Origin of the sequence: uncultured Chloroflexus sp. (assembly GCF_937951745.1) — a bacterium.
GTDB lineage: Bacteria > Chloroflexota > Chloroflexia > Chloroflexales > Chloroflexaceae > Chloroflexus.
Genome location: NZ_CALFBQ010000009.1, coordinates 36952 through 63077, shown reverse-complemented (window position 1 = coordinate 63077; position 26126 = coordinate 36952). Strand labels below are relative to the sequence as shown.

20 protein-coding genes and 1 tRNA gene are annotated in these 26126 nt (G+C 57.5%); 12 read left to right on the top strand and 9 right to left on the bottom strand.

Annotated elements, in window-relative coordinates:
- The first annotated feature begins 130 nt into the window (after positions 1–130).
- Together Q1A59_RS03500 and Q1A59_RS03495 are read left to right on the top strand one after the other, a co-directional pair.
- Positions 131–1018, top strand: coding sequence for a DUF2515 family protein (locus Q1A59_RS03500; protein WP_298405020.1), 888 nt, complete (start codon positions 131–133; stop codon positions 1016–1018).
- Positions 1019–1906: 888 nt separating this feature from the next.
- Positions 1907–3346 (top strand): PepSY domain-containing protein, encoded by a 1440-nt coding sequence (locus Q1A59_RS03495; RefSeq protein ID WP_299643871.1) that lies wholly within the window; start codon positions 1907–1909, stop codon positions 3344–3346.
- A 52-nt stretch (positions 3347–3398) separates the two neighbouring features.
- On the opposite strand, the gene Q1A59_RS03490 is transcribed toward Q1A59_RS03495, so the two are convergent.
- From Q1A59_RS03490 to Q1A59_RS03460, 7 genes are all read right to left on the bottom strand, one after another.
- A tRNA-Sec gene (locus tag Q1A59_RS03490) sits at positions 3399–3493 on the bottom strand.
- Positions 3494–3741: 248 nt separating this feature from the next.
- Positions 3742–4656 (bottom strand): diacylglycerol kinase family protein, encoded by a 915-nt coding sequence (locus Q1A59_RS03485; RefSeq protein WP_298404673.1) that lies wholly within the window; start codon positions 4654–4656, stop codon positions 3742–3744.
- A 212-nt stretch (positions 4657–4868) separates the two neighbouring features.
- A complete protein-coding gene (gene trpB, locus Q1A59_RS03480) occupies positions 4869–6059 on the bottom strand; it encodes a tryptophan synthase subunit beta (protein ID WP_298404676.1) in 1191 nt (396 codons plus the stop codon).
- A 356-nt stretch (positions 6060–6415) separates the two neighbouring features.
- Positions 6416–8344: a metallophosphoesterase gene (locus tag Q1A59_RS03475; RefSeq protein WP_298404679.1), complete on the bottom strand. Its 1929-nt coding sequence runs from the start codon at positions 8342–8344 to the stop codon at positions 6416–6418.
- 261 nt (positions 8345–8605) lie between these two features.
- Positions 8606–9280: a phosphoribosylanthranilate isomerase gene (locus Q1A59_RS03470; RefSeq protein ID WP_298404682.1), complete on the bottom strand. Its 675-nt coding sequence runs from the start codon at positions 9278–9280 to the stop codon at positions 8606–8608.
- On the bottom strand, positions 9273–11150 hold the full coding sequence (locus Q1A59_RS03465) for an NYN domain-containing protein (RefSeq protein WP_299643866.1): 1878 nt from the start codon (positions 11148–11150) through the stop codon (positions 9273–9275). Before Q1A59_RS03465 ends, Q1A59_RS03470 begins: the two co-directional genes overlap by 8 nt.
- Before the next feature lie 312 nt (positions 11151–11462).
- Complete coding sequence (locus tag Q1A59_RS03460) at positions 11463–12440, bottom strand: glycosyltransferase family 2 protein (protein WP_298405696.1); 978 nt, start codon at positions 12438–12440, stop codon at positions 11463–11465.
- A 224-nt stretch (positions 12441–12664) separates the two neighbouring features.
- On the opposite strand from Q1A59_RS03460, the gene Q1A59_RS03455 reads away from it, so the two are divergent.
- Both Q1A59_RS03455 and Q1A59_RS03450 read left to right on the top strand, forming a co-directional pair.
- Complete coding sequence (locus tag Q1A59_RS03455) at positions 12665–13453, top strand: inositol monophosphatase family protein (RefSeq protein WP_366144855.1); 789 nt, start codon at positions 12665–12667, stop codon at positions 13451–13453.
- Between the two features lie 9 nt (positions 13454–13462).
- Positions 13463–14527, top strand: a complete 1065-nt coding sequence (locus tag Q1A59_RS03450) for a radical SAM protein (RefSeq protein WP_298405700.1) — start codon at positions 13463–13465, stop codon at positions 14525–14527.
- On the opposite strand, the gene rimI is transcribed toward Q1A59_RS03450, so the two are convergent.
- Positions 14482–15123 carry a ribosomal protein S18-alanine N-acetyltransferase gene (rimI, locus tag Q1A59_RS03445; protein ID WP_298405749.1) on the bottom strand — a complete coding sequence of 214 codons (642 nt, stop codon included), beginning with the start codon at positions 15121–15123 and terminating at the stop codon, positions 14482–14484. The genes Q1A59_RS03450 and rimI overlap by 46 nt on opposite strands.
- Before the next feature lie 51 nt (positions 15124–15174).
- Positions 15175–15999, bottom strand: coding sequence for a hypothetical protein (locus tag Q1A59_RS03440; RefSeq protein WP_298405703.1), 825 nt, complete (start codon positions 15997–15999; stop codon positions 15175–15177).
- 274 nt (positions 16000–16273) lie between these two features.
- On the opposite strand from Q1A59_RS03440, the gene rny reads away from it, so the two are divergent.
- The 8 genes from rny (at position 16274) to Q1A59_RS03400 (ending at position 26062) form a co-directional block, all read left to right on the top strand.
- The gene (gene rny / locus Q1A59_RS03435; protein ID WP_066790078.1) at positions 16274–17806 is read left to right on the top strand and encodes a ribonuclease Y; all 1533 of its coding nucleotides are present in this window, start codon (positions 16274–16276) and stop codon (positions 17804–17806) included.
- 192 nt (positions 17807–17998) lie between these two features.
- Positions 17999–18331 (top strand): stage V sporulation protein S, encoded by a 333-nt coding sequence (locus Q1A59_RS03430; RefSeq protein WP_366144854.1) that lies wholly within the window; start codon positions 17999–18001, stop codon positions 18329–18331.
- A gap of 81 nt (positions 18332–18412) precedes the next feature.
- Positions 18413–20254, top strand: a complete 1842-nt coding sequence (locus tag Q1A59_RS03425; protein ID WP_298405706.1) for a DUF294 nucleotidyltransferase-like domain-containing protein — start codon at positions 18413–18415, stop codon at positions 20252–20254.
- A 19-nt stretch (positions 20255–20273) separates the two neighbouring features.
- On the top strand, positions 20274–20975 hold the full coding sequence (locus Q1A59_RS03420; RefSeq protein ID WP_298405708.1) for a PolC-type DNA polymerase III: 702 nt from the start codon (positions 20274–20276) through the stop codon (positions 20973–20975).
- 327 nt (positions 20976–21302) lie between these two features.
- Positions 21303–22334 carry a LacI family DNA-binding transcriptional regulator gene (locus Q1A59_RS03415; protein WP_298405709.1) on the top strand — a complete coding sequence of 344 codons (1032 nt, stop codon included), beginning with the start codon at positions 21303–21305 and terminating at the stop codon, positions 22332–22334.
- A gap of 120 nt (positions 22335–22454) precedes the next feature.
- Positions 22455–23768 (top strand): ABC transporter substrate-binding protein, encoded by a 1314-nt coding sequence (locus Q1A59_RS03410; RefSeq protein WP_298405711.1) that lies wholly within the window; start codon positions 22455–22457, stop codon positions 23766–23768.
- A 240-nt stretch (positions 23769–24008) separates the two neighbouring features.
- Entirely contained in the window at positions 24009–25145 is a 1137-nt protein-coding gene (locus Q1A59_RS03405; protein WP_298405713.1) for a carbohydrate ABC transporter permease, read from the top strand.
- Complete coding sequence (locus Q1A59_RS03400) at positions 25142–26062, top strand: carbohydrate ABC transporter permease (RefSeq protein ID WP_298405715.1); 921 nt, start codon at positions 25142–25144, stop codon at positions 26060–26062. Before Q1A59_RS03405 ends, Q1A59_RS03400 begins: the two co-directional genes overlap by 4 nt.
- Positions 26063–26126 lie beyond the last annotated feature (64 nt).

Sequence of the window (26126 nt, the reverse complement as noted above, 5' to 3'; positions counted from 1 at the left end):
GGGTGTCGCATGCGCGCTTTGCCCATAACCCTACTACCCTTGCGCCCTTGGCGGCTTTGCGGTATAACGTCTCTTGCACACTTCACCTCCTCCGCACCTTTAGGTGACCCACTACTACCCCGAGGAACCTATGCCAACCAAGGCTGACTGGTGTGCCATCATCGACCAACATCTACCGCCACGGGAACAGATCGTCGCTCGCAATCGCGCTATTACTGCTGCCTATGCCGACTGGTACCTTCGCCAGCCATGGCTTTTCCGTTGGGCCGGCCTCGCGGCATTTGCCTCGGCCCAAGTCGGCATCGGTATTGCTCTCGCCGACCGACTGCGCGCACCTCAGCAGATAATCGCAAATGGCGCATCGCAGCTACAGCCATCAACCGCCATTCTCGATCTCCTCGGCGATCTAGTAGGGCGTGGTGTAACCCTTGCCCTCTTTGCACCCACGCTGCTGCACACAGCCGCTACCGACCAATTGTTAGCCGATTTACTAGTCATCAAACAGGCCAACGATGCTATCTTCCAAGATACCGGCTGGGCACATTTAGCGTATATCCATGGCGGGTTGGCCGAGCTAGAGCGTTGCGCCACTGACGCCGATCACGCCATCCTGACCTCGTTCCGCCTGCTCGACGAAGGCGCCCGACTTCTGTGTGAACCGGCCACCTTCACGCAAGGCTGGGAACTCGTGAGCCAAGCTGCAATGACGCTGCTCGGCCACGAACAGATGACTATCTTACCGCCCTACATGGAACAGTTATCAGACCTTGGCCGTCTTATCGCCTCATTAGGAACATGGATGGACTTTACCGGCGGCGGGCCGGTTAGTGGGCCATCCTTTTCCACCTTCTTTGGTCTACCGACAGTACTAAGCGGTGCGCGCAGCATCGCCACCACAACCGACCGCTGGATGTGGATCGAGCGCGATCTCCTGCCAGCGTGGTCTGCGCACAGCGCAGCGTATCGCCCAAGTGGCCCGCTTGATCGCCGACTGCGAATGCTGGCAGCGGGCGGATGACGAATGCCAACAGGTGAATAACAAATGCCCGTGTGCCCCGCTGTGGGGTACCCGCCGAGTGGGTTCCCCGTTCCCGTAAGGGCACCGCATGCGGTGCCCCCCACGGTGTGGGGTACCCCGTCCTAGCGTCCCGCACCGTGGGATGGGCGTCGTATCCCCGGCGTGGGGGTATCGTGGGGTGCCCCGTCCCGACACCCTGTGGTGCGCCCCGCGTTGGTTGACAAATGTCAACATGGTTGTTATGCTTATAGCATTATAGTAAGGTGAATTATGCATCTTTCTGCTTGTTACCCTCACTATCAATATGAACTGCCCTCGAATGCAAGGAAATGGTTGTTTATCCTTGCATACCTAATTGCACTCATCCTCACGATCCTCAACCCACTTGCCTGCCTCATCCACTGTGCAACAATTGATATGCGCTTACATCAGGTTCCCACGCATACTGCACGTGATGATGGTATATCATTTTATCTTTGTGAGATGTTGTGGCGCACAAGTCAGCCATCTCCCAAAATAGCTGCTGAGGATGTACTCACAACCTCTACTGCAACGAATCTCTTGCCACGTTCTGTCTACGAAGGAGTTGCTTCGGCGATAGTAGCGTTATTTCTTCTGACCCTTCTCATCACCTCTTTAAAACTCTTCGGTGGACATCTCTCCCATCTAGATATGTCCCCGCTCTCTCCGCCACCTCGTGCTGCATAACATTCTTCCCAACTGTAGTATTGTCTCACCGCTCATTATCCGATGTTACTCTATTCAGCAATCCACAATATTGCTGAATACGACTTGTCTCCTGTTGGGAATGAGCATCGTGCCGTGAATTAATCGGAACGGGACACTGTGTCTAGCAAGACAAGATATGCAATCCACAAGAGGTTCATCATGTTGACTACCAATGATACAACCCTATCGGCGGATACTGCTTTGGGGAACGACACTCCGCTTGCATCGCGCCTCTACCGCCTCATTTGGCGCTGGCATTTCTATGCTGGCTTGTTCGTATTTCCTTTTATGCTCATGTTGGCAATCACTGGTATCATCTACCTCTTCAAACCGCAACTCGATGACCTCATGTACCCCACTCGGGTTACGCCCGCTACAACCGTCCAACCTCCAAGCGTGCAAATCGCTGCCGTGCTTGCGCAATATCCCGGTGCGACCTTCAATGAATTTCAGACCGCAAAGGCAGCGGATCGCAGCACGATTGTGAAGATCAGTACTGCAAGCGGCGAGTCACGCTCGGTGTTTGTCAACCCGTATACCGCCGAGATACTCGGTGAGCGCAACGATGACTGGAATCTGCAAGAGGCGGCGGTTCAATTGCATGGGAGTTTATTGCTCGGCGATATTGGCGACTATCTAGTTGAACTTGCCGCTTGCTGGGGTCTAATACTGACCATCAGCGGTCTCTACCTCTGGTGGCCAAGGAAGGGATCAACCATTTGGGGAGTGTTGCTTCCCCGCCTTACGACCAAGAACTGGCGGATTTTCTGGCGCGACTTGCATGCAGTGCCCGGTGTTTGGGCCTCACTTGCCATAGTTTTGCTCATTATCACCGGTCTTCCTTGGGCGACGTTCTGGGGATCGAACTTTGCGCGGGTCTGGGCGCAATACCCGCCTGAACTTTGGGAGAATGTGCCACTTTCTGATACGACCGCGGCCAGTTTGAACACCGGCTCTGAAAAGATCGTGCCGTGGGCAGTTGAGGACACACCTCTGCCACAGTCAAATCCGCATGCCGATCATCAAGGCGAGGGTGCAAGCACAAACGCGAACGTTGCTCATGGGGCGGTGAGCACTCCAGTCACTATCGACTCGGTCGTTGCCTTTGGGCAGGCAGTAGGCGTACCGATGGGATTCAGCGTGACGCCGCCAAGTAGTTCAGAAGGGGTCTACACGATTACTATCTTTGCCGATCAGCCGACCAATAGCCGGACAATTCATATTGACCAGTATAGTGGTCGTGTACTCGCTGACATTGGCTGGGAGCAGTACGGCTTGGTGCCGAAGTTAGTGGAGACCGGTATTGCCGTGCATGAAGGGCGTCTCTTCGGGTTCTGGAATCAGTTGCTCATGCTCTTTGCTGCGCTGACGGTGATCCTTCTGTCAATCACCGGGCCAGTAATGTGGTGGCGGCGTCGGCCAAAAGGTCGCCTTGGTGCGCCATCAATGCCACAGCTTCCGTTGATGCGTGGCTTGTTGATACTTATTATCGTGCTAGGGACGCTCTTCCCGCTAGCCGGTCTCTCTTTCGCGCTAGTGGTTGTGTTAGACTGGCTCGTCATCCGCCGGCTTCCAGCCCTGCGTCACGTCTTATCCTAAACAGGCGCAATCTTCTCCCTAACAGAGCAGTCGGATCGTGATGGCAGCCCCAGCGAGAGCGCGTGGGAGTCGAACCCACCGGCGCAGTTCGTCACTCCGCCCAACGGTTTTGAAGACCGCGGCAGCCACCGGGCTACATGCGCTCTCGCCGGCGATTGTAGTGCGATGGTAGCCGCTTGTCAATAAGATGGAGACGCAAGGTGGGCAAAGGTGCAGAGGGGATAACGCAAGCAGAACGCCACGGGGCACAGAGGGAATAACGCAAAGACGCAAAGGTTTTTTAGTGATTGGGTACAAGCGCGCTGGTAGCCCCCACCATTAAATTCCTTCTCGTTCTTTGCGATCTTAGCGTCTTTGCGTTTAGACTCTGCGCGCCTCTGCCCTCTCTGCGCCTTTCACACCACCAATCGCACTGCTCGCGGCAACACCTCCACCTCGACCCGCTGCGCCGCCGTCGCAATCACTTCGCCATCGGTCGCCACCGGGATCGGCGTCGGGCACGTCACCTCAATCCGCCGCGCGCGGGCCATCGTCACCTCCGGCTCGTTGGTATGCACCCCGCGGATCAGCAACGGAATCTTGCGCAGCGCGCGCGAGATCGGCATTGTATCTACGATACACAAATCGAGCAGACCATCATCCAGCTTCGCCTCCGGTGTCATCCAGAAACCGCCGCCTTGGCAACGCCCATTGCCGACGCTAGCAAAAAAAAGCTGGCGGCTGACCCGTTGCCCATCGAAACGCACCGTCATCGGGCCGGGCCGGTACGTGGCCAGCGCCTTGAATACTGAGATCAAGTACACCGCGAAGCCGCGCAACCGCTTAATCTTAAGGCTCTCGACTGCCACCGCTGCATCGAGACCCATGCCCAAGCCGTTGATAAAACAGCGGGTAAGCTGCAACCGGCCCGCTTCCACCCGAATCCGGCCCACATCAATCGCCTGCGTGCGGTTATTGGCCAGCCGTTGCACCGCGCCGGCAATATCGCCGAGACGCAGGCCGGGCAGTGATTTCACGAAGTCGCTGCCGGTGCCAAGCGGGATAATGCCTAGAGCAACCTGCCCGCCTTTGCGGCTATCCATAATCCCGTTGACCACCTCATTGATCGTACCGTCGCCACCTACTGCTACCAACCGGTTTGCACCCCGATTCATAGCTTGTATCGCCAGCTCAGTCGCACCGCCGCGAGCGTGGGTGGTGACGATTTCATACTCAATCTCGTGCTTACGCAATTCGGCTTCAATTGCGCCCCGTCGCCGGCCCGCCAACCCGCGCCCCGCCGCCGGATTCAAGATGACCGTCGTTGTCATACGTACACCCTGTAGAGACGACCGTCCGTCTCTACCAACACAAAGACGCAAAAGATGCCGGTAACGCAAAGGATTTTTTAACGTAAAGGACGCGAAGGTCGCAAAGATTTGTGATGGTTTGGCTACTTAAGCGCACTGATAGCCTTCGCCTTCACATCTTCAGCGTCCTGTGCGAACTCTGCGCCTTTGCGTTTTTTGCTCCCTCTGCGCCTCTAGATATCGACCCCCAACAGATCGGCGACGGTGAAGATATCTTTGTCGCCGCGTCCCGATAGGTTGATCAAAATAATCTGGTCGGGCCGCATTGTGGGTGCAAGCCGGATCGCCTCCGCTACCGCATGGGCGCTCTCCAAGGCAGGAATGATCCCTTCTAGCTTCGCTAACAACTGGAACGCAGCTAGCGCTTCCTCATCACTAGCAGCGGTGTACGTTGCTCGTCCGCTATCGTGCAGCCATGCATGCTCGGGGCCAATGCTGGCATAATCCAACCCGGCGCTTACCGAGTGGGTCAGCGCAATCTGGCCGGCTTCATCCTGCAACACATACGAATAGGTGCCCTGCAACACACCGGGGGTCGCAGCGCGAAAGCGGGCCGCATGCTCGCCAAGCCCCTTACCTCTGCCGCCAGCCTCAACGCCGCGCAGTGCTACTTCGTGATCGTCAAGGAAAGGGTGAAAGATACCGATCGCGTTCGAGCCACCGCCGACGCAGGCCACCACCACATCCGGCAACCGGCCCGTTGCAGCGAGGATTTGTTCGCGGGCTTCTACACCGATCACGCGCTGGAAGTCGCGTACCATCGTTGGGTAGGGGTGCGGCCCCAACGCCGATCCCAGCAGATAATAGCTATCGGGATTGGTCACCCAATCGCGCATCGCTTCGTTAATCGCATCTTTCAGCGTGCGCGAACCGCTGGTTACGCCGCGCACCTCGGCCCCCAGCAAACGCATGCGGAAGACATTGGGCCGCTGGCGGGCCATGTCATCCACCCCCATATACACCACGCACTCAAGCCCAAGCAGCGCACAGACCGTCGCTGTCGCCACGCCGTGCTGGCCAGCGCCGGTCTCGGCGATCACCCGCCGCTTACCCATGCGCTTCGCCAGCAACCCCTGTCCCAGCGCATTGTTGATCTTATGCGCGCCAGTGTGAGCCAAATCCTCGCGCTTGAGGTAGATCTGCGCCCCGCCGCAGTGGGCGGTCAGCCGCGCCGCAAACGTCAATGGCGTCGGTCTGCCGGTGTAGGTGCGGTGCAGCAGCGCTAACTCCTCCCAAAACGACGGGTCGGCCTTCGCCACCTCGTATGCCTCTTCCAGCGCTGTGACCGCCGGCATCAGCGTTTCGGGCACGTATCGCCCACCATACGGGCCGAATCTCCCCGGTCGCGAAACCACGTCCTGCATAGCCACACTTTCTAGTCGAAGCCAAGCCGCAAAGGGCGCAATCAAACCTGACGCAAGGACGCAAAGAGTGCAAAGGTCACTGAGGATTTGAAAAGGGGTGCTACTCGCGCGCTGCGCAACTATAACAAATCTTCGTGCTTTTAGCGTTCTATCCCCCTGCTCCAGCGGAGGAGGGGGAAGGAATGTTAGCCAAGCCAACCACGCGCCGAACCCTGCAAGGCAGCCTACAGCCTGTGTACGCCCCCACAACAAAACTTTGCATTCTGAGTGTTCTTCGCACCTTGGCGTGAAACCCTCTGCGTGCTTCGCGTTCTTCGCACCTTGGCGTGAAACCCTCCCGGCGCCTTTGCCTGCCCTTACTTCTGGATCAGGCTCTCGTCTTTGTTTTTCTCACCCTCTTCGAGCAGCATGATCGGAATGCCGTCTTCAATCGGGTAGCGGTAGCCGTTGCGCCGGTTCACTAGCCACTCCTTGCCGTTCGCATCCACCATCAGCTCAACCGGCCCCTTGTCGCCGGGATCGGCCAACATACTGAGCAGTTCAGGGCTAATGCTCCCACGCTGCCCACTATTGTTCGCCGTATTGGTATTCGTCGCCGGAGTCAGGTCAAACACACTGTCCTCCTGATATTGGCGCACGGCGCGGAAGATGGCAATTGCCAGCCCTACCACTGCTGCAATGCCGAGAATGCGTAACACATGTTTCATGGTTCCCTCCTGCTTAACGTAGTACCCTCGTTGTGAATGGTCTTCGCGACTTCGTGCTTGCGCTGTTACACCGTTTCCTTTGCGCCTATATTGTACACGACTTTGCCGTCGCTGCCGCGGCGGTTCCTCGTCGTACCACGGTTGTGGCGGCTGATCTGGCCCATACCAGACCAACAGCCGTCCGTGCGGCGCGCCGTCACTGCCGTTGCTGATTTCGAGAAATGGGTAGCGTTGGCGCGGTCGCCGCATCGTCTCCACATCAAATACTACATCAGTCCACGTACCGACATTGATGTAGCGACGGCCATTGCCGAGATCGATCACCCGCGCCACGTGAGTATGCCCGCACACAAACAGTCGGTCGTCGCGGTAGGCTGGCTGGCAGGCCAGCCGTGCAATGTCGCGCGCAATCTCGTCGTTGAAGGTGGCCACTTCGCGGCTGGCTTGCCGGCGCGCTTCATCACGCACCTGATCAACCATCTCTGGCAGATCACCCACCGCTTCGGCAGCCGCCCCAAACTGGCGCGCAATCGCTTGATGGCGTGCCACCCGTCGCCGGCGCAAAGCCGCAATCGGTGGCCACAGCACGATCAACGGCGACCGTTGCAACCATTCGTCCGGTTCGCTTGACAGATGGTGCGGCGGCGCCCACGCCGTGACTTGCAAAAAGCCGATCACGCCGCGGGTGACAAACCGCCGCGCCGCCGGATCGCGCAACCGTTGCAAGCTGATCAAGTACCAAAAAAACGCCGATGATGGTTTGATGTTGTCAACCAGTGGCGCGAGCGGGAAGGGGTCTTCTTCGAGTTCGTTGATGACCTCTTTGACCAACTGGGTGCCGCGCACGACCTCAAACGGTTCGCTAATGCTGGCAAAATTGACGAAGCGGTTCCAGCGGTCAAATTGGTTTCCATGCACGATATAGACGCCGCCGCCGTGATAGCTGATCCCAAACCGCAGCCGCGGATCATCCGGCGGTAGGCCCAGCGTTTGTCGCAAGACCTCTTTGGCCGCTGGGTAGTGTAGTTCAAAGTCGTGGTTGCCGATTAAGATTGTCAGTTGGTTGCCAGCTTGCTGCGCAAACCGGCGTAGAGCAGCAAATACGCCGGCATGCGCGGCAATGATCGCTTGCAAGCGCCGGGCAGCAGCCCGTTGCGACCATTCATCATCGGCCACGTCGGGCAAACTGATCTGCAAAAACTCAAACGTGTCGCCGGCGAGAATGAGTTCGGTTGGTTCGTGCGCGACGTAATGTTCGAGAAAGGCAATCAATACTTCATCATCGCAAAAATCATCGCGTCGGTCGCCGCCGCCCAAATGCAAATCACTGAGCACAATTCGCCGGCGTTTGGTGTCAATCGCCTCTGGCCCGATCGGCGGTGTGGCGTAAGGGGTGGGCCGGATGCGCACCCGCCGGAAGCGCAGCACGATCCAGCGTAAGGTCAACAGGAGCGCAACCGCAATAGTGAACCGAATCAGCAGCGTAAGCAGCCAGATGACGATCCGGCGCGCATATCTCGTGGTAAAGGCGCGCGGTCTTGTAGGACGGGGGGATGGGTTGTGTGGTTGTATCCGCATGCTCTATACCTATGCCGTTGCTGCGCGCGCCGCTTACCATCATTCCAGCTTGTGCAATGCATGGGTGCAGATAATCCTGCCGCGCATTGGGTCGAGTGATTCAGATTGCAGTGCCAGACCCACCCTGTACCGGGATAGCGGAGCGGTTACGGGGCGCTGATGGCGTGCTGCGCGCTGAAACCGTACCGGCTATAGGAGCGTAGGTAGCACTTCCCGCTCCGACTCCCTCGCTCCCCGTATCTGCAACCCACTCTCTACGCCCTACTCCCCACTCTTTACTCCCCACCCTCGCGCGGCGCGCACAAACGCCGCCATTAATCCGACGTCCTTCTGCCCATCCCGCTCCACGCCGCTGCTGACATCCACCCCCAACGGATCGACTGCCGCAATCGCCTGCGCCACATTATCCGGCGTCAACCCCCCTGCTAAGAACGTTGGCACGCGCCGGGCCAATTGTGCTGCCCGCTCCCAATTGGCTCGCTGGCCGGTGCCGCCATAAGCCCCGGCAACGTGCGCGTCTATCAGTGCTGTTAACGTTGGCAAACCGGGGGCAGTCACCGGCCCCGCCGCTGCGATCCGCGCCAGCCATGCCGTTTCGTTCGCGTCGCCAGTCATGCGGATGGCCTTCAGCAGCGGTAGCCCGGTTTGGTTGGGAAAATCAGCCGGCTCATCGCCGCTCAATTGAATCGCTTCTAACCCCGCCGCAAGAGCGATCTGGCCGATCACATCAGCCGTTTCGTTTACGAACAATCCCACAATCAACGGACGCGGCGGCGGCAAGGCTCGCACCGCCGCCGCAATCGCTTGCGCTTCCGCCACTGTCACCTGCCGGCGGCTCGGCGCCAACACTAGCCCGATCAGATCGGCGCCGGCAGTGGCGGCTGCCAGCGCCAGATCGATCGTGCGCAGACCACAAATTTTGATCAGCCTACTCACTCGTCTTTAGGGTGTAATAGACGCGGCGATTCCGGGTGGTGCGCTCAAGTATGCCGTGATGAATGGCTTGCTTGAGCATCGTGCGGTTCTCTTCGGTTGTGCGCGGCATGCTATGCTGCTTGCGCGCCGCTTGCAATGCGCTCAACAATTGCTGGAAGGTGGCCGGTTTGCCAAGCGCTTGCACCGTGTTGCGGAATAGTTCCCACTCTTCGGCGCTGAATTCGAGCGTCAGGTCAACGTGGCCGGCGCTGCCATCGGCGATTGGCTCGGCGGCGACTGGCTCGGCGGCGATTGGCTCGGCGGCGACTGGCTCGGCGGCGACCGGCTCGGCGGCGACCGGCTCGGCGGTAACTACTTCCTCAGCCGGGATCGTCTCGCTCTCAGCCGTAGCTTTGCGTGACCGCCGGCGGCGGCTCCGGCTTGGCTTGGCCGGCGATTCGCTGCTGACCGCCGATTCTGCTGGGGTAACCGGCACTGGCAGTTCCTTAACCGCCGGCAACTCAACCGGTGCGAGCAGCTCCTCGATCGCTGGCAGCGCATCTGGTACTGGCAGCTCCTCGATCGCTGGCAGCGCATCTGGTACTGGCAGCTCCTCTATTATCGGCAGTTCGGCTAGCGCCGGCAGTGCTTCGATAGCTGGCAGAGGTTCGTCAAGCTGCGGCGGGTTATACTCTGGCTCATCCGCTGCTTCTTCATCTTCGTCACTAGCGTCAATCACACTATTGACAGTCAGCGCCTCATCGCGGTTGCGATTGTTGCGCCGCGATCGGCGGCGACGGCGGCGGTTGCCATTCGGCGCAGCAGTTACCAGAGGCTCCGCTACCGCGACTTTCGCCTCTTCGATCACTACTGGGCTGATTTCAGCCAGTTGCACCTCGCCGTTGCTCCCTACCGGCGGATCAAGCACCACCGGCTCCGGCGGCAATTCCTCGGTCAGCAACGGCGCAAACCGCGACAGCTTGAGTGGATCTTCACCCGGCAAGAAGACCTCGTTCACCGAACCTTTGGTGAAAATCTGCACCTTCCCGCGCTGTTCCGCGTCCATTACCAGATCTTTGAATTTGGTGTAGGGACGTCCATTCAGATCGCGGTACCGGCTCTCTTTGAAATCGCCTCCCATCAGCTCTTTCATCAGCATCTTGAGCGAGCCGAGTGTGGTGACATACCCGCGTTTACGGGCCAGATGGATCGCCTGCACTAGCACCTCGTAGATGTCCGGCTCGGCAGGTGGCGGCGTTACTGGCACTACCGGTGCAATCGGCGCGGCGGGCGCAATCGGCGCGGCTGCTATCTCAGCCGCTTCAATCGCCCGGTTCAATTCAGTGGCCCGGCCGGCAATCGCCGTGGCGGCGACGCTCGCGTTCGGCTGGCGGCCAATCAACTGCTCGTAGAACACAAACTCGTCGGCGCTTTGGGCGAGATGGGTGCTGGCTGCGCCGCCGATGCCGATAATGTAGACCTCTTTGCCTTGTTGGCGAATGCTATGCACCAGTGGAATGAAGTCACGGTCGCCAGTGACGAGCACAAATCGGCCGACGTTTGGATGGAGAAAGAGCGTTTTCATCGCGTCGATGCATAGATTCATATCGACGCTGTTCTTGATCGCGCGCCCGGTGCGTCCGGCATCTTTGTCGTAATAGTAGGTAGCTACGTAGATCGGTTCGATGGCGTTGGCGTAAAGTGCGCTGGTGATGCGAGGGTACCGGTACCAGTCGGCGTAGGCGCGTGAAATCACGACGCGGCCGAGATCGTTGCAGCGGTCCATGATCGCTTCGAAGTTGGGGGTAGCGTTGAGCTTGTCGCGCACGCTCACATAAATGTTCTCGAAGTCGATGAAGACCGCGACATCAGGTCGCTTTTGGTCGTACATCGTTGTCTGATCTGCTCCTGTTGCGTGTAGGAGAGGGCGGAGCGCGGAGCATGCATCGGCGCCAGCTCACGCAAGACACAAGGTGATAATCCTACCGCAAAGACCAGCAGCCAATGGCTTGTTCACCCTGAGCAGCATCGGCATACGTTGCGTTGCGGCGATGATCATTGCGAGTTGTGGAGCAATGCGCCGGTATGTTCACGCGAACCAACCTCACAAGGTTTGGCTTGAATCGCGAAAGAATTTCACGCTATGGCTTTCGAGAAGGGGCTATCCCGCCAGACAGCGCCTGCTCTTACTGCTACTATAGCATCAGCGCGTCACCTGCGCAACCGGTATCGGCGCGAATCTGCCGGCTTCACCGAGAATCAGGCTGTAGGCCAGCATGTGGCTGCGCAGCGTATCACGATCACACTGGCCGCTGAGGTGGGCCAACCATGCCTTGCCTATCAGCCGGATCATGCCTACCATGACAAGCAGGTGGTATGCGCGCTGCATTGCCGGCGATGCGAACTTGACCATATAGCGCGCCCGCGCCCGCCAAAGCGCCACCTGCATCCGCCAGTGGAATTGGCCGGTCGCTGCCCCGCCCACGTGGATCACCTGAGCCGCCGGTACCTGCCAAATCGCCCATCCCGCCTGCTTGATCCGCCGGCACCAATCGATCTCTTCACAGTACATGAAGTAGCCTTCGTCCATACCGCCCACTTCAGCGATCGTACTACTGCGCACCAGCATGCACGCTCCTAACGGATAATCGATCGGGAAGGGTTCAGTGCCAAGTTCAGCCGGGTAGCGCCCATGCCACCACGAGTCGTACAACCGTCCGGGCAACACTTCGCCCGGCGGAAAGAGATCGAGCGCTGTCGTGATCAGATCGGGGAAGCGAAACGCCGCCCGTTGCAACGTGCGATCAGGGTTGAGCAGTCGCGGCCCCACGACCCCAACCCGCGGGTGAGCGGCCAAGAACGCGACCAGCGCCTCAATCGCCCCCGGCAATACCTCGGTGTCAGGGTTGAGCACCAACATCGCCTCGCAGCTATCTGCCAGCAAGTTTATTCCTTCATTGCACGCGGCTGCATAACCGGGATTGTCGAGCCGTTCCCGCACCGTCACCGCCGGAAACTCACGCCGCACAAGAGCAACGCTCTCATCCCGCGAGCCGTTATCCACCACGACAATCCGCAGCGGCAACGTGCATGCCTGCAACGACGCTAAACAGCGCTGCAATAAGGGAGCGGTATTATACGAAACGACGACAACGCCAATCGGCGACAAGGTGTGTTCCATAGCGGGCCGATTGTAGCCTCGCCCCGCCAAATTTGCAAGTCTCGCTTTACCCCTTTCTCCCAACGGGGTAGGTGCAGTGGGTCGGAATACCGTTCCCAAACCTCATATTCCTTTACGCCCTCTGTGGAGCCGGCCAGCCGTCCGGCTCTACGGTGCCTTTGCATTTTGGTATTACAATGAAGACGGTGTTTGCTACTGTACCATCAATAGGGCTGCCATCTATGATGCTCGATTTCGCTATCGAACTCGCCTATCGCGCCGGCGCGCTGATCCGCGCCGGGGCTGAACGTGATATCAGCTACGAACCAAAACAACACGCCGATGTCGTCACCGAAGTCGATCGGGCCAGCGAAGCCCTGATCGTCGGCGCCATCCGTGCCCGTTACCCCGACCATGCCATCATCGCCGAAGAGGGCAGCGGCGTCAGTATGTCCTCGCCCTACACGTGGCTCATTGACCCGCTCGACGGCACCCTCAACTTTCTCCATGGCCTGCCTATCTTTGCCGTCTCGATTGCCCTGCTCGCCTACAACGAACCGCTGCTCGGCGTTGTCTACGATCCGATGCGCAACGAACTCTTCTACGCCGAGCGTGGTCACGGTGCCTTCCTCAATGGCCGCCGCTTGCGCGTCTCGCAGACCTCGGCGCTGGCCCGCAGTCTGCTCAGCAGTGGCTTGCCTTATGATCGCTTTGAACAACCCGACAACAATCTAGCCGAAATGACCTATCTGGCGATGCTGGTGCAAGACATTCGCCGGCCCGGTTCGGCGGCGCTCGATCTCTGCGCCGTCGCGGCTGGCCGCACCGATGGCCACTGGGAACTGGGTCTTAAGCCGTGGGATGTCGCCGCTGGCGGTTTGATCGCGCTCGAAGCCGGCGCGACGGTCACCGGCTGGCAAGGCGAGGCTTGGCGCCCGCTCAGCAACGATCGGATCGTTGCTACTAACGGCCTTATTCATGCCGAACTGCTCGCCGCGCTGGCCGCCGCTCGCCGCAACCGTACCAATGGGTAAGATCTGCCTATGGCATACTATCAACGTGAACTTGCTCCTAACCTGCCGCCGCTCAGCGCGCGCCGCTCACTCATCAACGAGTACTTCCTCTCGGCCTATACGATGAGCATCTATACCGGCTGCGAGCTGGGGTGCCCCTACTGCGATAGCTGGGTGTATAGCGAACGTCCGCTCAACGAGACAATTGCTATTCCGATTGATCTACCGCAGCGGCTGGCAGCGGCGCTGCCGGCGATTGATCGCGGTGATCTGATTGCGATAAGTGCGCTGAGTGATCCGTATCAGCCTGCCGAACAGACCTACCGTATCACCCGGCAAGTATTGCAACTGTTTGCCGAACACGGTCAGCCGTGTTTGGTGATGACCAAAAGCCCGCTGGTGTTGGAAGATCGCGCTCTGTTGCAGAAAATCAACGAGCAGAGTTTGGCAATCGTGGTCACAACTCTGCTCACGCTCGATCAGCACCTCGCCGTCCGCCTTGAGGGGCGCGCGCCGTCGCCGCAGTTACGGCTTGAGATGATTGCCGAGCTGAAACGGGCAGGTATTCCGGTCGGTGTGGCGCTTTTGCCAATTATGCCCTATATCAACGACAGCAACCTCAATCTCCGCCGGGTGTTGCAAGCCTGCGCCGAAGCCGGCGTTGATTTCGTCGTCTGGGATTACCTGCATATTCCGAACGAACGCCACCGTCACCGGATCAATGTCTTGCTCAGCCAGCTCGGCTCGTACCCGCCGCGCTATTATCGCGACATGTACCGCGATCAAGCGACGGTCAACCCGTTCTACCGGCAAGATCGCGACCGCGAACTCTTAGCCCGTTGTGATGAGGTGGGGTTGGCGTCACGCGCGCCGCACCGCATCTTTGCCGGCAAACTCTCACCGCGCAACGAAGCGGCATTACTCTTGCGCCATGCTGCGTTTCGCGATCGCGTGCAGGGCCGCGACCGGCTGTCCCAGCTTCATCGCGAATTGGCCGATGCTGTTTATCGTGGTCGGTTCCGCGCCGCCGACCTTCGCCAAAGCCCGCTTTACCCAACGCTGGAGCCGCTGCTGGGATTATCGGCAACGACCTGATCGGCCTGCTGGCGTAGGCGTTCGTATAACCGGCGGCGCAACTCCCGCAAACGCTCTTTGTAGCTGCTAGTTGTGATTGGATCTGTCCACATTACCAGCGCGTCTTCCTGATTGTCGATATAGTAATGGGCGCGCTGGCCGACTGGTCGAAAGCCGTATTTGAGGTAGAGGCGCTGGGCAGTCAGATTGCTCACCCGCACTTCCAGCGAGAGGTATTGCGCATTTAATTCATATGCGCCATCGATAAGGGCGTTGAGGATCAGCTCGCCGACGCCGCGCTGGCGGTGTGGTGGGGCGACGGCGATGGTGGTAATGTGGCCGCTCGTCTCATTCAGCCAGATGCCGCCGTAACCCACGATCGGGGCGCGTTGTTCCGGCGATGGCCCAATCAGGCCAAGTCGTTGCAACATGCGTGTCAATAACGGATAATCGGGTTGCGGCGGTGCGCCGTTTGGCGGGCGCGTATCGGCGCGGGCGACCACATAGCGGCATACTTGCCGGTTCTGGATCTCGCGCCGGTACGTCTGTGCCGACCACGGCGTCATCTGGCTCTGCCGTTCGATCACTTGCACAGCCGGGATGTCATCTTCGCGCATCGGCTCGATGAAGTAATACACCCCCCTCGCCTCGCTGTGTGATAAATGTTCTCACGGTTGCACGGGCCGGGCCGATTCGACGAAAAAGATGCTCTGGTAGGCGCCGTCCTTTCCAAAGCCGCCGCCGGTCTGGAAGGTGCCGGTCACTTCCACCAGCCCCCATACGAAACTGTTATTCGGCCCAACTGTTAGCAGCGCCGACTGATCAGGTGGAAACTGCTCGACCCAGATCGCACCGCCGACCGGCTGCGGGCTGGAACCGTCTTCTTCGGTTGAGATGCCCTCGGCCAGCACATAGATGATCGAATTCCAGAAATAGTACGCTTGCGTCGTGATCCGTTGCCCCTGATATTGCTGCGGATTGCGCAGTAGTTCAAAAAACGACACTTTATCGGCGCCGAGCGGACGGTCGGTTAATCGTTGCTCGACGCGGCGAATGCGCTCGATCGGTTCGGCGCTGCTGACGGTTAACAAGAAGCGGTACGCGCCGCCGGGGCCATAGTTGCCATTCGCCTCGAAACGACCACGCACACGCACAAAACCGTATACTGCATCACCCGGCCGGTGCAGATGTTCAGTCACGTCCGCCGGAAAGCCTTCCAGCCAAATCGCTTCGCCGATCGGCTGCGCATCGAGACCATTGTCAAGCGTGCTGACCCCCACTGCCAGCACCGACAGCGACGGATCGCCCGGTCGCCACACGTATGCCCCGTCAACCGTCACCTCACGCCCGGTATAATTGCTCGGTTGCGCAGTCAATTGCTGTACGAACAATGGCGTTCCCAGCGTTGGTTGATTAGCGCAGGTCGCCAGCGCCAACAAACTTAGGCCAAGGATAAGCAAGAGCAACGTGGCTCGCCATAATGAACGAAGCATGCAGTTTCATCCTCCTCAGGATGGTGCGTACAATACAGCGGACGCGCAACAACAAGGGTGCGCGCTTTAGTACCTTGGTCGATTATAGCAGATGCAATACCGCTCTTCAACTCATTGACTCGCGGCAAAAGTCTTGACAGCAAGGGTATCGATCAGTATGATGATGATTATCTAATGGATTGATGATCCATAGTTACAATATTCTATTCGCATATCGCCGGTGAGCATATATTCTTCGGCGCCATGCACATTAACAACTGCATAGGAGGATACCGTGACAGAGCTACTCTGGGCCGTCGTCGCCCTGCTTGCAGGGTTGGCCGGCGGCGCCGGCATAGGCATTTGGTGGGCGAACAATGGGGTCAGCTCACTAGTGCAACGCAAAGCTGCTGAGGCGCGGCTCTTGATCGAAGAGGCGCGATCCCAGCAAAAAGAAATTCTCTTGCAAGCCAAAGATGAGGCGTTGCGGTTGCGTAACGAGGCCGAGGCTGAGTTGCGCGAGTCGCGCCAAAGTCTGCAAAAGCAAGAAGAGCGGCTGCAACGGAAAGAGGAAAATATCGATCGCAAACTCGAAGGGATCGAGCGACGCGAGCGATTGATCCAGCAACGCGAGCGCCAAATCGAACAACTGGCGCAAGAAGCGGAACGGCTCAAGCGTCAGCAGGCGCAAGAGCTCGAGCGCATTTCGCAGTTGTCGCGCGATGAAGCGCGGTCGATTATTTTGGCCGAGGTTGAACGCGAAACGCGCGAAGATGCCGCTCGCCGCATCCGCGAACTCGAACAGCAAACAAAAGAAGAGGCCGATAAGATTGCCCGCAAGATTATCGGCTTAGCGATTCAGCGCTGCGCGAGCGATTACGTTGCGGAAATGACCGTCTCAACGGTGAATCTGCCCAGCGAAGAGCTGAAGGGACGCATTATTGGCCGCGAAGGGCGAAATATCCGCGCGTTTGAGCAGATCACCGGGGTTGATATTATTGTTGATGATACCCCTGAAGCGGTAACGCTCTCGTGCCACGATCCGGTGCGCCGTGAGGTGGCACGGGTGGCGTTGCTGAAGTTATTAAAGGATGGTCGCATCCATCCGTCACGTATCGAGGAGGTGGTTCACAAAACGCAGCTTGAGATCGAGCAGATTATGCGTGAAGAGGGTGAGCGCGTAGCCTACGAAGCGAATGTGCAAGGGTTGCACCCTGATCTGATCAAGCTGCTAGGTCGGTTGAAGTATCGCACCAGCTATGGCCAAAATGTCTTGCAGCATTCATTGGAATGCGCACTGTTGGCCGCGCATATGGCGGCTGAATTAGGGGCTAATGTGAATATTGCCAAAACGGCGGCGCTCTTGCACGATATTGGTAAGGCGGTCGATCACGAAGTGCAAGGCCCTCACGCTCTGATCGGTGCTGAAATTGCCCGCCGGTTGGGCCGTTCGCCGGCGATTGTCCACGCGATTGCTGCGCATCACTACGATGAAGAACCGCAAACCGTCGAAGCGTTTTTGGTGATCGCGGCTGATGCCATTTCGGGCGCGCGCCCCGGCGCCCGACGCGAGACGCTTGATCTGTATATTAAGCGCCTCGAAGCGCTAGAGACGGTTGCAACTTCGTTTCCCGGTGTGCAACGCGCGTTTGCGGTGCAGGCCGGCCGTGAGGTGCGCGTGATGGTCCAACCCGATCAGATTGATGATCTGGCTAGTATCCATTTGGCGCGGAATGTGGCTAAGAAAATTGAGGAGAGTTTACAGTATCCGGGCCAAATCAAAGTCACGATTATTCGCGAAACCCGCGCAGTGGATTATGCGCGGTAGTCTACAGGCCAAATGGCGAAAAATTCTTGCCATTTGGTCTGCTAATCACGATGCCGTGTGGTACAATTGTCTCACGCATCGGTTGTCGGCTATCAGGGTTCTTTTACACGAGGAGGCTGCGCCGGTATGAGCCTGGCAACTCCGCCCGATGATGCGAGCCGTCTATCTACCCTTCACCAACAGGAGGAAGCTATGAGCAACGCCCAGCCGCTAGAGCGGGCTGTCGGTGATAGCAACGCCGTTCCCGCTCGTCAGCAGCGCAGTGCCGAGGTCCTTAAGGTCTCGACCCGCTCGCGGCCGAGTGCCGTTGCCGGCGCGATTGCCGGTGTTATGCGCGAGAATGGTTCGGCTGAAGTGCAGTCGATTGGCGCTGGCGCGACCAATCAGGCAATTAAGGCCGTCGCTATTGCCCGCGCCTATCTGAGCGAGGAGGGGATCGATATTGTTTGCATTCCGTCGTTTATCGATGTCGCGATCGATGACGAGGAACGCACAGCTATTCGTCTCTTGATCGAACGCCGGTAGCCTCCTGTGTAGTTCCGTCGTCGCTGGCGAGGCATCTCCTCCTCCGGAGATGCCTCGCATTGTATCAATGAGCATATCGGTATGGACGAGATCGCCCGCTTTTTGCGCTCTTACCCCCCGTTTGATCGCCTGCCCGATCACGTCGTTCACCAGATTGCCGGTGAGTTGCAGATTGAGTTCGTCCGCGCTGGCCAGACTATCCTCACCCGTGGCGGCGAGCCGGCCCAGTTTCTGTATATTGTGTGTAAGGGTTCGGTCGATCTGCTGCGCAGCGGCGATCAGGTGGTCGATACGCTCGGTCCCGGTGAAGCCTTCGGCCATCCATCCCTCATCCGCGGCCAGCCGCCGTTGGTGACGGTGCGTGCCCATACCGATACGCTGCTCTACTTGTTGCCGGGGGCGATTTTTCATCGCTTGCGCGCCGAACAGCCACAGTTCGCCGCCTTTTTTGCCGCCTCGGTGATCGAACGGCTGGGGCATGCGATCCAGTCCCGCCAAGCTGAATCGAACCCGGCTCTGTTTCAAACCCGCCTGCGCGATTTGATCGCTCGCCCGCCGGTGTTTATCAGCGCCGATGCCACGGTGGGGGATGCCGCGCGCTTGATGCGCGCCGAACGGATTTCGTCATTGATTGTTGATCAGTCTCCGCCCGGCATTATTACCGACCGCGATCTGCGCAATCGCGTGCTGGCCGAAGGCTTGCCTGATACGACGTTGGTGCGGCAGGTGATGAGCGCGCCGGCGACGACTATCTCGGCTGATGCGCTGGCCTTCGAGGGCTTATTGCTTATGCTCGAGCGCGGTATTCACCATTTGCCGTTGGTTGATCACGATCGCGTGATCGGCTTGGTGACGCATACCGATATCTTGCGTCGCCAGAGCAATAGTCCGCTCTTTTTGCCGCGTCTGTTGCAACGAGCGACCTCGCTGGCCGATCTGCGCCGTTATACCGATCAGGTGGCTGATGCGGTTAATACGTTGATGGCTGCCGGCGCTCGTGTCAGCGATATTGGCCGCGTGGTGGCCGTTGCCCACGATGCCTTGTTGCAACGGTTGCTGCACGATGCTGAGGCCGAATTGGGGCCGCCCCCCGCACCTTACGCATGGCTGGTGCTCGGTTCGGAAGGTCGCTATGAGCAGACCCTGCGCACCGATCAAGATAATGCGCTGGTGTATGATGATGAAGCCTCGCCTGAAGTGATACACTATTTTGAACGGTTGGCCGAATTGGTGGTAGGTTGGCTGGTTGAGTGCGGTTTCCCCCGTTGCCCCGGCGATGTGATGGCTACCAATCCCGAATGGCGCCAGCCGCTGTCGGTCTGGCAACGCTACTTCCGGCGCTGGATCGAAGTGCCCGATGAGGAGTCGTTGCTGCGCACGGCGATCTTTTTCGATTACCGCCAAGTCTATGGCGCCTTGCCGGCTGAGCCGATCCTGCGCACGATTACCCAACACGCCGCCGAACATCGCATCTTTATGGCCCGCCTTGCCCGCGCCGCCCTTCGCCAACCTGCGCCGCTCACCTTCTTCCGCCAAGTGGCGCTCGAACGGCGCGGTGAGCAGCGCGATCTGCTCGATCTGAAGCTGCGCGGCACGGCAATGGTGGTTGATATTGCCCGTCTGTTTGGGCTGGAAGCGCGCAGTAACGAGACCAATACGATCGCGCGCTTGCGCGCGGCGATGGCCGCTGGTGTGTTGAGCCGCGAAGACGGTGATAATCTGATTAGCGCGTTTGAACTGCTCTCGATGTTGCGTTTGCAGCATCAGCAGCAGCAGATTGCCAATGGCTTAACCCCAGATAATCTCGTCAATTTCCACCAGCTTGGCCCGCGCGAACGGCGCGAGATCAAAGAGTCATTGCAGGCGATTGCCTCGGTGCAGCGCGGGGTGGCGCTCGTGTTCCAGACCGATCGGTTGGCGTGACGCTTGCACGGGAGAGACTATGCTTTCGCTTTGGTCACGCCTCTTTCAGCGCACGCCTCCCGCCGATTTTGTGCGGGCCTACGAAGCCTTCCCCGAACCTGACCGGCGCTTGCCGTGGCGGGAAGTGCCCTATACGGTGATCGATGTCGAAACCACCGGCCTCGATCCGCGTCACGATGCGCTGATTGCGATTGGCGCCGTCAATGTTGAGAATGGGCGCGTCTTGCTGAAACAGACGTGGTATTCGCTCATTCGCCCGCCATCTGATCGCGAGCCGAGCGTTGAGAGCATTCGCGTTCATCACCTCACCCCGGAAGAGTTGCGCGATGCACCGCCACCCGAAGCGGTGCTCGCCGAGTTGTTGCAGCGGATTGCCGGGCGGGTGTTGGTGGTGCATGTGGCCGAAATTGATGTGCGCTTTATCAACGCGGCGCTCAAACCGTTTGGTGGCCGTTTGCGCCGGCCCATCCTTGATACGGCCCGTTTGGCGATGACCCTGCACCTGAATGCGCAGTGGCTCGGTGAACAGTCGCGTGATATGCCGGCGCCAGCGGTTGAGTTGCGCGGGTTGGTAAGCGCGCTGGGGTTGCCGATCTATGCCCAGCACAATGCCCTCAACGACGCAGTGACTACTGCGCAGTTGTTTATTGCCCAAGCAACTTTGCTGGCCGATCAGGGACGTAATAATTTGGCCGGGTTGATCCGGGCCGGGGGGGTGTGAGGAGTGGCTGTCTGAGGGGAACAAAGCGAGTATAGCGGTGCATAGCTGTGCGTCGCCACTGCTCGCTACCGATAGCGACTTTATTTGCGCAAAGCTGGGAATCAGAACGTCAACAGTGCATGTCACATCAAACCTTGTCACCTTATGAGGCTTCTGTTTCCTAGTTGTAACGGTGTCATGTATCCCTGCAATCTCATGATCCTTCCCGAACTATTGACAAGTCTGATATCATACCGATAAGCCATGTATTCTCTTGACGGGCACGGTACGACTGTCTTCGTTGATAAATCGAATTAGTAATTCATGTTACTAGACTAGAAACACGTAATGGACGAGATCACTCGCACAAAACGCAACCGACTACCGTCAATGTACGATGTTGCCCGGTTGGCCGGTGTCTCACAGACAACGGTATCGTTTGTGGTCAACAACGTCGCGAGTGCTGCCATCAGTCAAGAGACGCGCGATCGCGTCTGGGCTGCGGTTCATGCTCTTGGCTGGCGGCCCAATGCAATGGCGCGTAGCTTACGGACACGCCATTCACAAACATTGGGGTTAATCTCTGACGAAGTTGTTACCTCGCCGTATGCGGTACGCATAATCCTTGGAGCGCAAGAAGCCGCATGGGTAGGGCAACAGATGTTATTAGTGGTGAATACAAGTGGCCAATGTGATATTGAGCAAACGGCATTGCGTTTCATGTTGGAACGGCGAGTGGAGGGGTTGATGTATGCGACTATGTACCATCACGAAGTTGTCCCTCCACCTGAGCTGCAATCGGTACCGGTAATACTTGTCAATTGTTTTGTTGCCGACCGTTCATTGCCAGCGATCATTCCTGATGAGGTGCAGGGGGGCTATACCGCTACCGAAGCGCTCATTCAACGTGGCCACTATCGGATCGCTTTTATCAACGAGGTGATCCCGATGCCGGCACTGTTTGGGCGCTTGGAAGGTTATCGGCAGGCACTTGCCAATTATGGCTTGCCGTTTGATCCAACGTTAGTGCGGAGTTGCCATTCCAACGCTCACGATGCCTTTGCCGTCGCATTCGCTTTGCTCGAGCGTGAAGATCGGCCGACGGCGATCTTCTGCTTTAACGACAAGATGGCGATGGGTGTTTACGATGCCATCAAACGACTGGGCTTGCGGATACCGCAGGATGTGGCAGTGATCGGTTTCGATAACCTTGAATTGATCGCTGCGCAACTTTATCCACCGCTGACAACGATTGCATTACCCCACTACGAGATGGGTCGGCGTGCGGTTGAGTTGTTGCAAGCCTCGCCTGCTGGCGAGAATGTACCACCAACACAGCATTACCTTCCCTGCCCGCTGGTTGAACGGGCGTCAATTTAGTTGCTGCCAGTTGTTTGGCGCAGCATAGCAACGCGTTAGAAAGGAGGCGTATATATCCCATTTGCCGTTCTTCATAACATTGTCAATGGTGACTAGTATCCAGTGGAAGGAGCCGAAACAATGCATCGTTCGCGATTGACCTTGTTTGTTTCATTGATGGTCGTGGTCAGCTTTGTGTTGGCCGCGTGTGGTGGTTCGGCAACTCAGTCTAATGGCTCAACCGGTCAGACCGGTGGCGAAAAAAAGCGGGTCACCATTCTCGGCGCATTTGGTGGTGGTGAGGCCGATGCGTTTGAAGAGGTGATCAAAGTGTTCGAGGCGGCCAATCCCGATATTGATGTAGTCTATACTGGTGTCAATGATTTTGATACTCAGATTGTCGTGCGTGTGCAAGCTGGTGATCCACCCGATATCGCTGGGTTCCCGCAGCCGGGTGGCGCGGCGCGATTGGCTGCTGAGGGCAACCTAGTGCCGTTGTGGCCAGAGGTGTTGACGCTGATCGACCAGAATTACGCACCGTTTTGGAAAGAGCTAGGTACTTTTGGCGGTACTCCTTACGGTGTCTTTCACCGTGTCAATGCAAAAGGCTTTATCTGGTACAACAAGCCTGCGTTTGAAGCGGCTGGATATACTGTCCCAACAACGTGGGATGAGCTGAAAGCGTTGACTGAGCAGATGAAGGCCAATGGCCATACGCCGTGGTGCGAAGGGATCGAGTCGGGTGCAGCGACCGGTTGGAAGGGTACCGACTGGATTGAGAATATTATGCTGCGCACGCAGACTACTGATGTGTACGATCGTTGGATTGCGGGTGAAGTGGCTTTTAGCTCACCAGAAGTGCGGCGCGCCTTCGAGATTTTGGGTGAGCTGTGGTTCACCGATGGTAATGTCTACGGTGGCCGCCAGTCAATCGTCTTGACCAACTTTGGTGATGCGGCAACCTTCCTCTTCACCGATCCGCCGAACTGTTGGCTGCACATGCAAGGCAGCTTCGTCACCAACTTCTTCCAAGACTCGGTTAAGGCCGACCTTGATAACAAAGTTGGCCTCTTTGTGATGCCGCCGATTGATCCGAATGTCACTCCAGCGTTAGAGGTCGGTGGTGATGTATTTGTGGTACTTAAGGGTCGCGACCGACCGGAAGTGCGTAAGTTCATGGAGTTCATGGCGACTGGGGCATCGGCCACGCCGTGGGCACGGCTAGGTGGTGGTGTCTTCCCGCACAAGGATCAAGATTTGACCGTCTACCCGACCTCGATTGAGCGGCAGGTCGCCGAGGCCATTCTTGCAGCACAGGCGGCGCGTTTCGATGCTTCCGACGCAATGCTGGCTGCGGTGAATGCTGCGTTCTGGAAAGGAATGACCGACTGGGCAAGCGGCAATCGCACGCTTGAACAAGTCCTAACTGAGATCGATGCTGCGTACAATCAGTAGGTGCAAGCTGCGACGCGGTGGGTAGATTTGTACCCGCCGCGTCCTTGATCCTCGTATATGCGAGGATGGGTAGCCATGCGTTACAGCGTTCTTGCCTGTCAACCTCTTCAGCGGTACCCTACTTCTCGTCCTAACGATGCAGTAATGGGGGTGGCAAAACGCACCGTTCCCATATAAACTGTCCGTATACCTTTCTAATAGATGTTCACCAGAAATATTGCCTCTCAAGGAGGAGTCCTAATGCGACCAACACGTGAGATTACCCGATCCCCTGAACCGCGTGGTATTGGCGCTTTTCTCTCGACAACGCTTGGCCGTCTGATCGTGTCGCTCTTTGTGCCGGCGATCACCTTTCTGGTGCTCTACCAAATCTTTATCTTTTTGCGCGATACCCAGATCCCGCAATGGATTACGGCGATCATCGCGATTTTGTGGGGTGTCGGCGGCGTGTTGGCACTCTTTACCCTCTCGAACTATCTAATCGAACAGTTAGAACCAACATGGCGTCGGCGTTTGATCCCTTTTGTTTTTGTGGGGCCGGCGCTGGCTATCTTGACGTGGTATCTTGTGTTGCCGACGATCCGTTCCCTTATTGCCAGCCTCTACGATGCGCGTGGGATCAATTTTGTAGGGCTAGACAACTATATCTATGCCTTCACCAGTCAAGAGATGTTGCAGTCGTACCGTAATAACTTCCTTTTCTGGATGATCTTTGGCACCGGTATGAGTGTTGGGTTTGGTTTACTAATTGCTGTGCTTGTTGATCGCACCCATCCTGTATTTGAAACTATCTGTAAAGCACTAATCTTTATGCCGATGGTCATCTCAGGCGTGGGAGCGTCAGTTATCTGGAAGTTCATCTATGAGTATCGCCCAACCGGTTCAACGCAAATCGGTCTGCTCAATGGCATTATCACTGCGCTAGGGTTTGAGTCGCAGGGCTGGTTGTTAATACAGCCGTGGAATAATCTCTTCCTTGTGATCATTATGGTCTGGTTGCAGACTGGGTATTCGATGGTGATTCTTTCTGCGGCGATCAAGGGTATTCCTTCTGATCTTCTTGAAGCTGGTCGGATCGACGGCGCAAATGAGTTCCAGATCTTTCGCAGCATTATTTTGCCGTCGATTCAAGGTACTCTGATCACAGTGACGACGACTATTATTCTCTTCACGTTGAAAATCTTCGATATTGTGCAGTCAATGACTGGTGGTAACTTCGGTACGCAGGTAATCGCTAATGTCCAGTTTGTTCAGCTCTTTCGACAGGTGCATAATGGCCGGGCGGCGGCAATTGCCATTATCTTGCTCTTGGCCGTGCTACCAGTGATGTACTACAACTTGCGTCAGTTTAATAAGCAGACGGAGGCTTTTCGATGACAAGTGCTACTCTTGCTGCACCGCGCCGTCACCGTCGCTTTCGCTTCGGCAGGGTAATGGTCTATGTGGTTATGATTGCAATTACCTTGCTCTGGATTACGCCGACGATTGGTTTGTTGGTCAGTTCATTCCGTCCGGCCGATGATGTTAAGACCAGCGGTTGGTGGACAGTTGTGACGAATCCGGAGCGGGCTCGCTTTACACTCGATAACTATCGAGTGGTGCTTGGTATTCCAATTCCTGACCGACCTGCTCCCGGCGGGGGTACTCGGGTCGGTATGGAGGTGGCGCTGATCAATACGTTGACAGTGGCGTTGCCAGCGACCATTATCCCAATTTTGATCGCAGCCTTCGCTGCCTATGGTTTTGCATGGATCGATTTTCCCGGACGGCGTCCGTTGTTTATTCTCGTGGTGGCAATGCTGGTGGTGCCGTTGCAAATCTCGTTGGTGCCAATTTTACGTGATTATGTAGCGTTGCGATTGGGCGGCACATACCTCGGCGTCTGGCTGGCTCACACCGGCTTCGGTCTGCCGCTCGCGGTCTATCTGCTCTATAACTACATCAGCACTATCCCGCGCGATATCTTTGAGTCGGCGTTTCTCGATGGTGCGACGCACTTTACCATCTTCACCCGCCTGATACTGCCGCTCTCCATGCCAGCGTTGGCTAGCTTTGCTATTTTTCAATTTCTCTGGACGTGGAATGACTTGCTGGTGGCGCTGGTCTTCCTCGGTGCCGAGCCGCGAGTACAGGTGGTGACGCAGCGCTTGCTTAGTCTGCTTGGTCAGTTCGGCCAAGAGTGGCATCTATTGACTGCCGGTGCGTTTATTTCGATGATTGTGCCGCTGATCGTCTTCTTCTCGTTGCAGCGCTTCTTCGTGCGTGGTTTGATGGCTGGTTCGGTGAAAGGGTAGATTGGCATCAACAACCTCTACGTAGCGACCGTTGTGATCAGGCCGGCATAGGTCGCGTATGGAG

Coding starts and splice junctions, on each gene's coding strand:
- Q1A59_RS03405 (WP_298405713.1), top strand. CDS start 24,009: ATGCGACCAACACGTGAGATTACCCGATCCCCTGAACCGCGTGGTATT.
- Q1A59_RS03475 (WP_298404679.1), bottom strand. CDS start 8,344: ATGCGGATACAACCACACAACCCATCCCCCCGTCCTACAAGACCGCGC.
- Q1A59_RS03400 (WP_298405715.1), top strand. CDS start 25,142: ATGACAAGTGCTACTCTTGCTGCACCGCGCCGTCACCGTCGCTTTCGC.
- Q1A59_RS03455 (WP_366144855.1), top strand. CDS start 12,665: ATGCTCGATTTCGCTATCGAACTCGCCTATCGCGCCGGCGCGCTGATC.
- Q1A59_RS03420 (WP_298405708.1), top strand. CDS start 20,274: ATGCTTTCGCTTTGGTCACGCCTCTTTCAGCGCACGCCTCCCGCCGAT.
- Q1A59_RS03460 (WP_298405696.1), bottom strand. CDS start 12,440: ATGGAACACACCTTGTCGCCGATTGGCGTTGTCGTCGTTTCGTATAAT.
- Q1A59_RS03450 (WP_298405700.1), top strand. CDS start 13,463: ATGGCATACTATCAACGTGAACTTGCTCCTAACCTGCCGCCGCTCAGC.
- Q1A59_RS03430 (WP_366144854.1), top strand. CDS start 17,999: ATGAGCAACGCCCAGCCGCTAGAGCGGGCTGTCGGTGATAGCAACGCC.
- Q1A59_RS03415 (WP_298405709.1), top strand. CDS start 21,303: ATGGACGAGATCACTCGCACAAAACGCAACCGACTACCGTCAATGTAC.
- trpB (WP_298404676.1), bottom strand. CDS start 6,059: ATGCAGGACGTGGTTTCGCGACCGGGGAGATTCGGCCCGTATGGTGGG.
- Q1A59_RS03425 (WP_298405706.1), top strand. CDS start 18,413: ATGGACGAGATCGCCCGCTTTTTGCGCTCTTACCCCCCGTTTGATCGC.
- Q1A59_RS03465 (WP_299643866.1), bottom strand. CDS start 11,150: ATGTACGACCAAAAGCGACCTGATGTCGCGGTCTTCATCGACTTCGAG.
- Q1A59_RS03440 (WP_298405703.1), bottom strand. CDS start 15,999: ATGCTTCGTTCATTATGGCGAGCCACGTTGCTCTTGCTTATCCTTGGC.
- rimI (WP_298405749.1), bottom strand. CDS start 15,123: ATGCGCGAAGATGACATCCCGGCTGTGCAAGTGATCGAACGGCAGAGC.
- Q1A59_RS03500 (WP_298405020.1), top strand. CDS start 131: ATGCCAACCAAGGCTGACTGGTGTGCCATCATCGACCAACATCTACCG.
- Q1A59_RS03495 (WP_299643871.1), top strand. CDS start 1,907: ATGTTGACTACCAATGATACAACCCTATCGGCGGATACTGCTTTGGGG.
- Q1A59_RS03410 (WP_298405711.1), top strand. CDS start 22,455: ATGCATCGTTCGCGATTGACCTTGTTTGTTTCATTGATGGTCGTGGTC.
- Q1A59_RS03485 (WP_298404673.1), bottom strand. CDS start 4,656: ATGACAACGACGGTCATCTTGAATCCGGCGGCGGGGCGCGGGTTGGCG.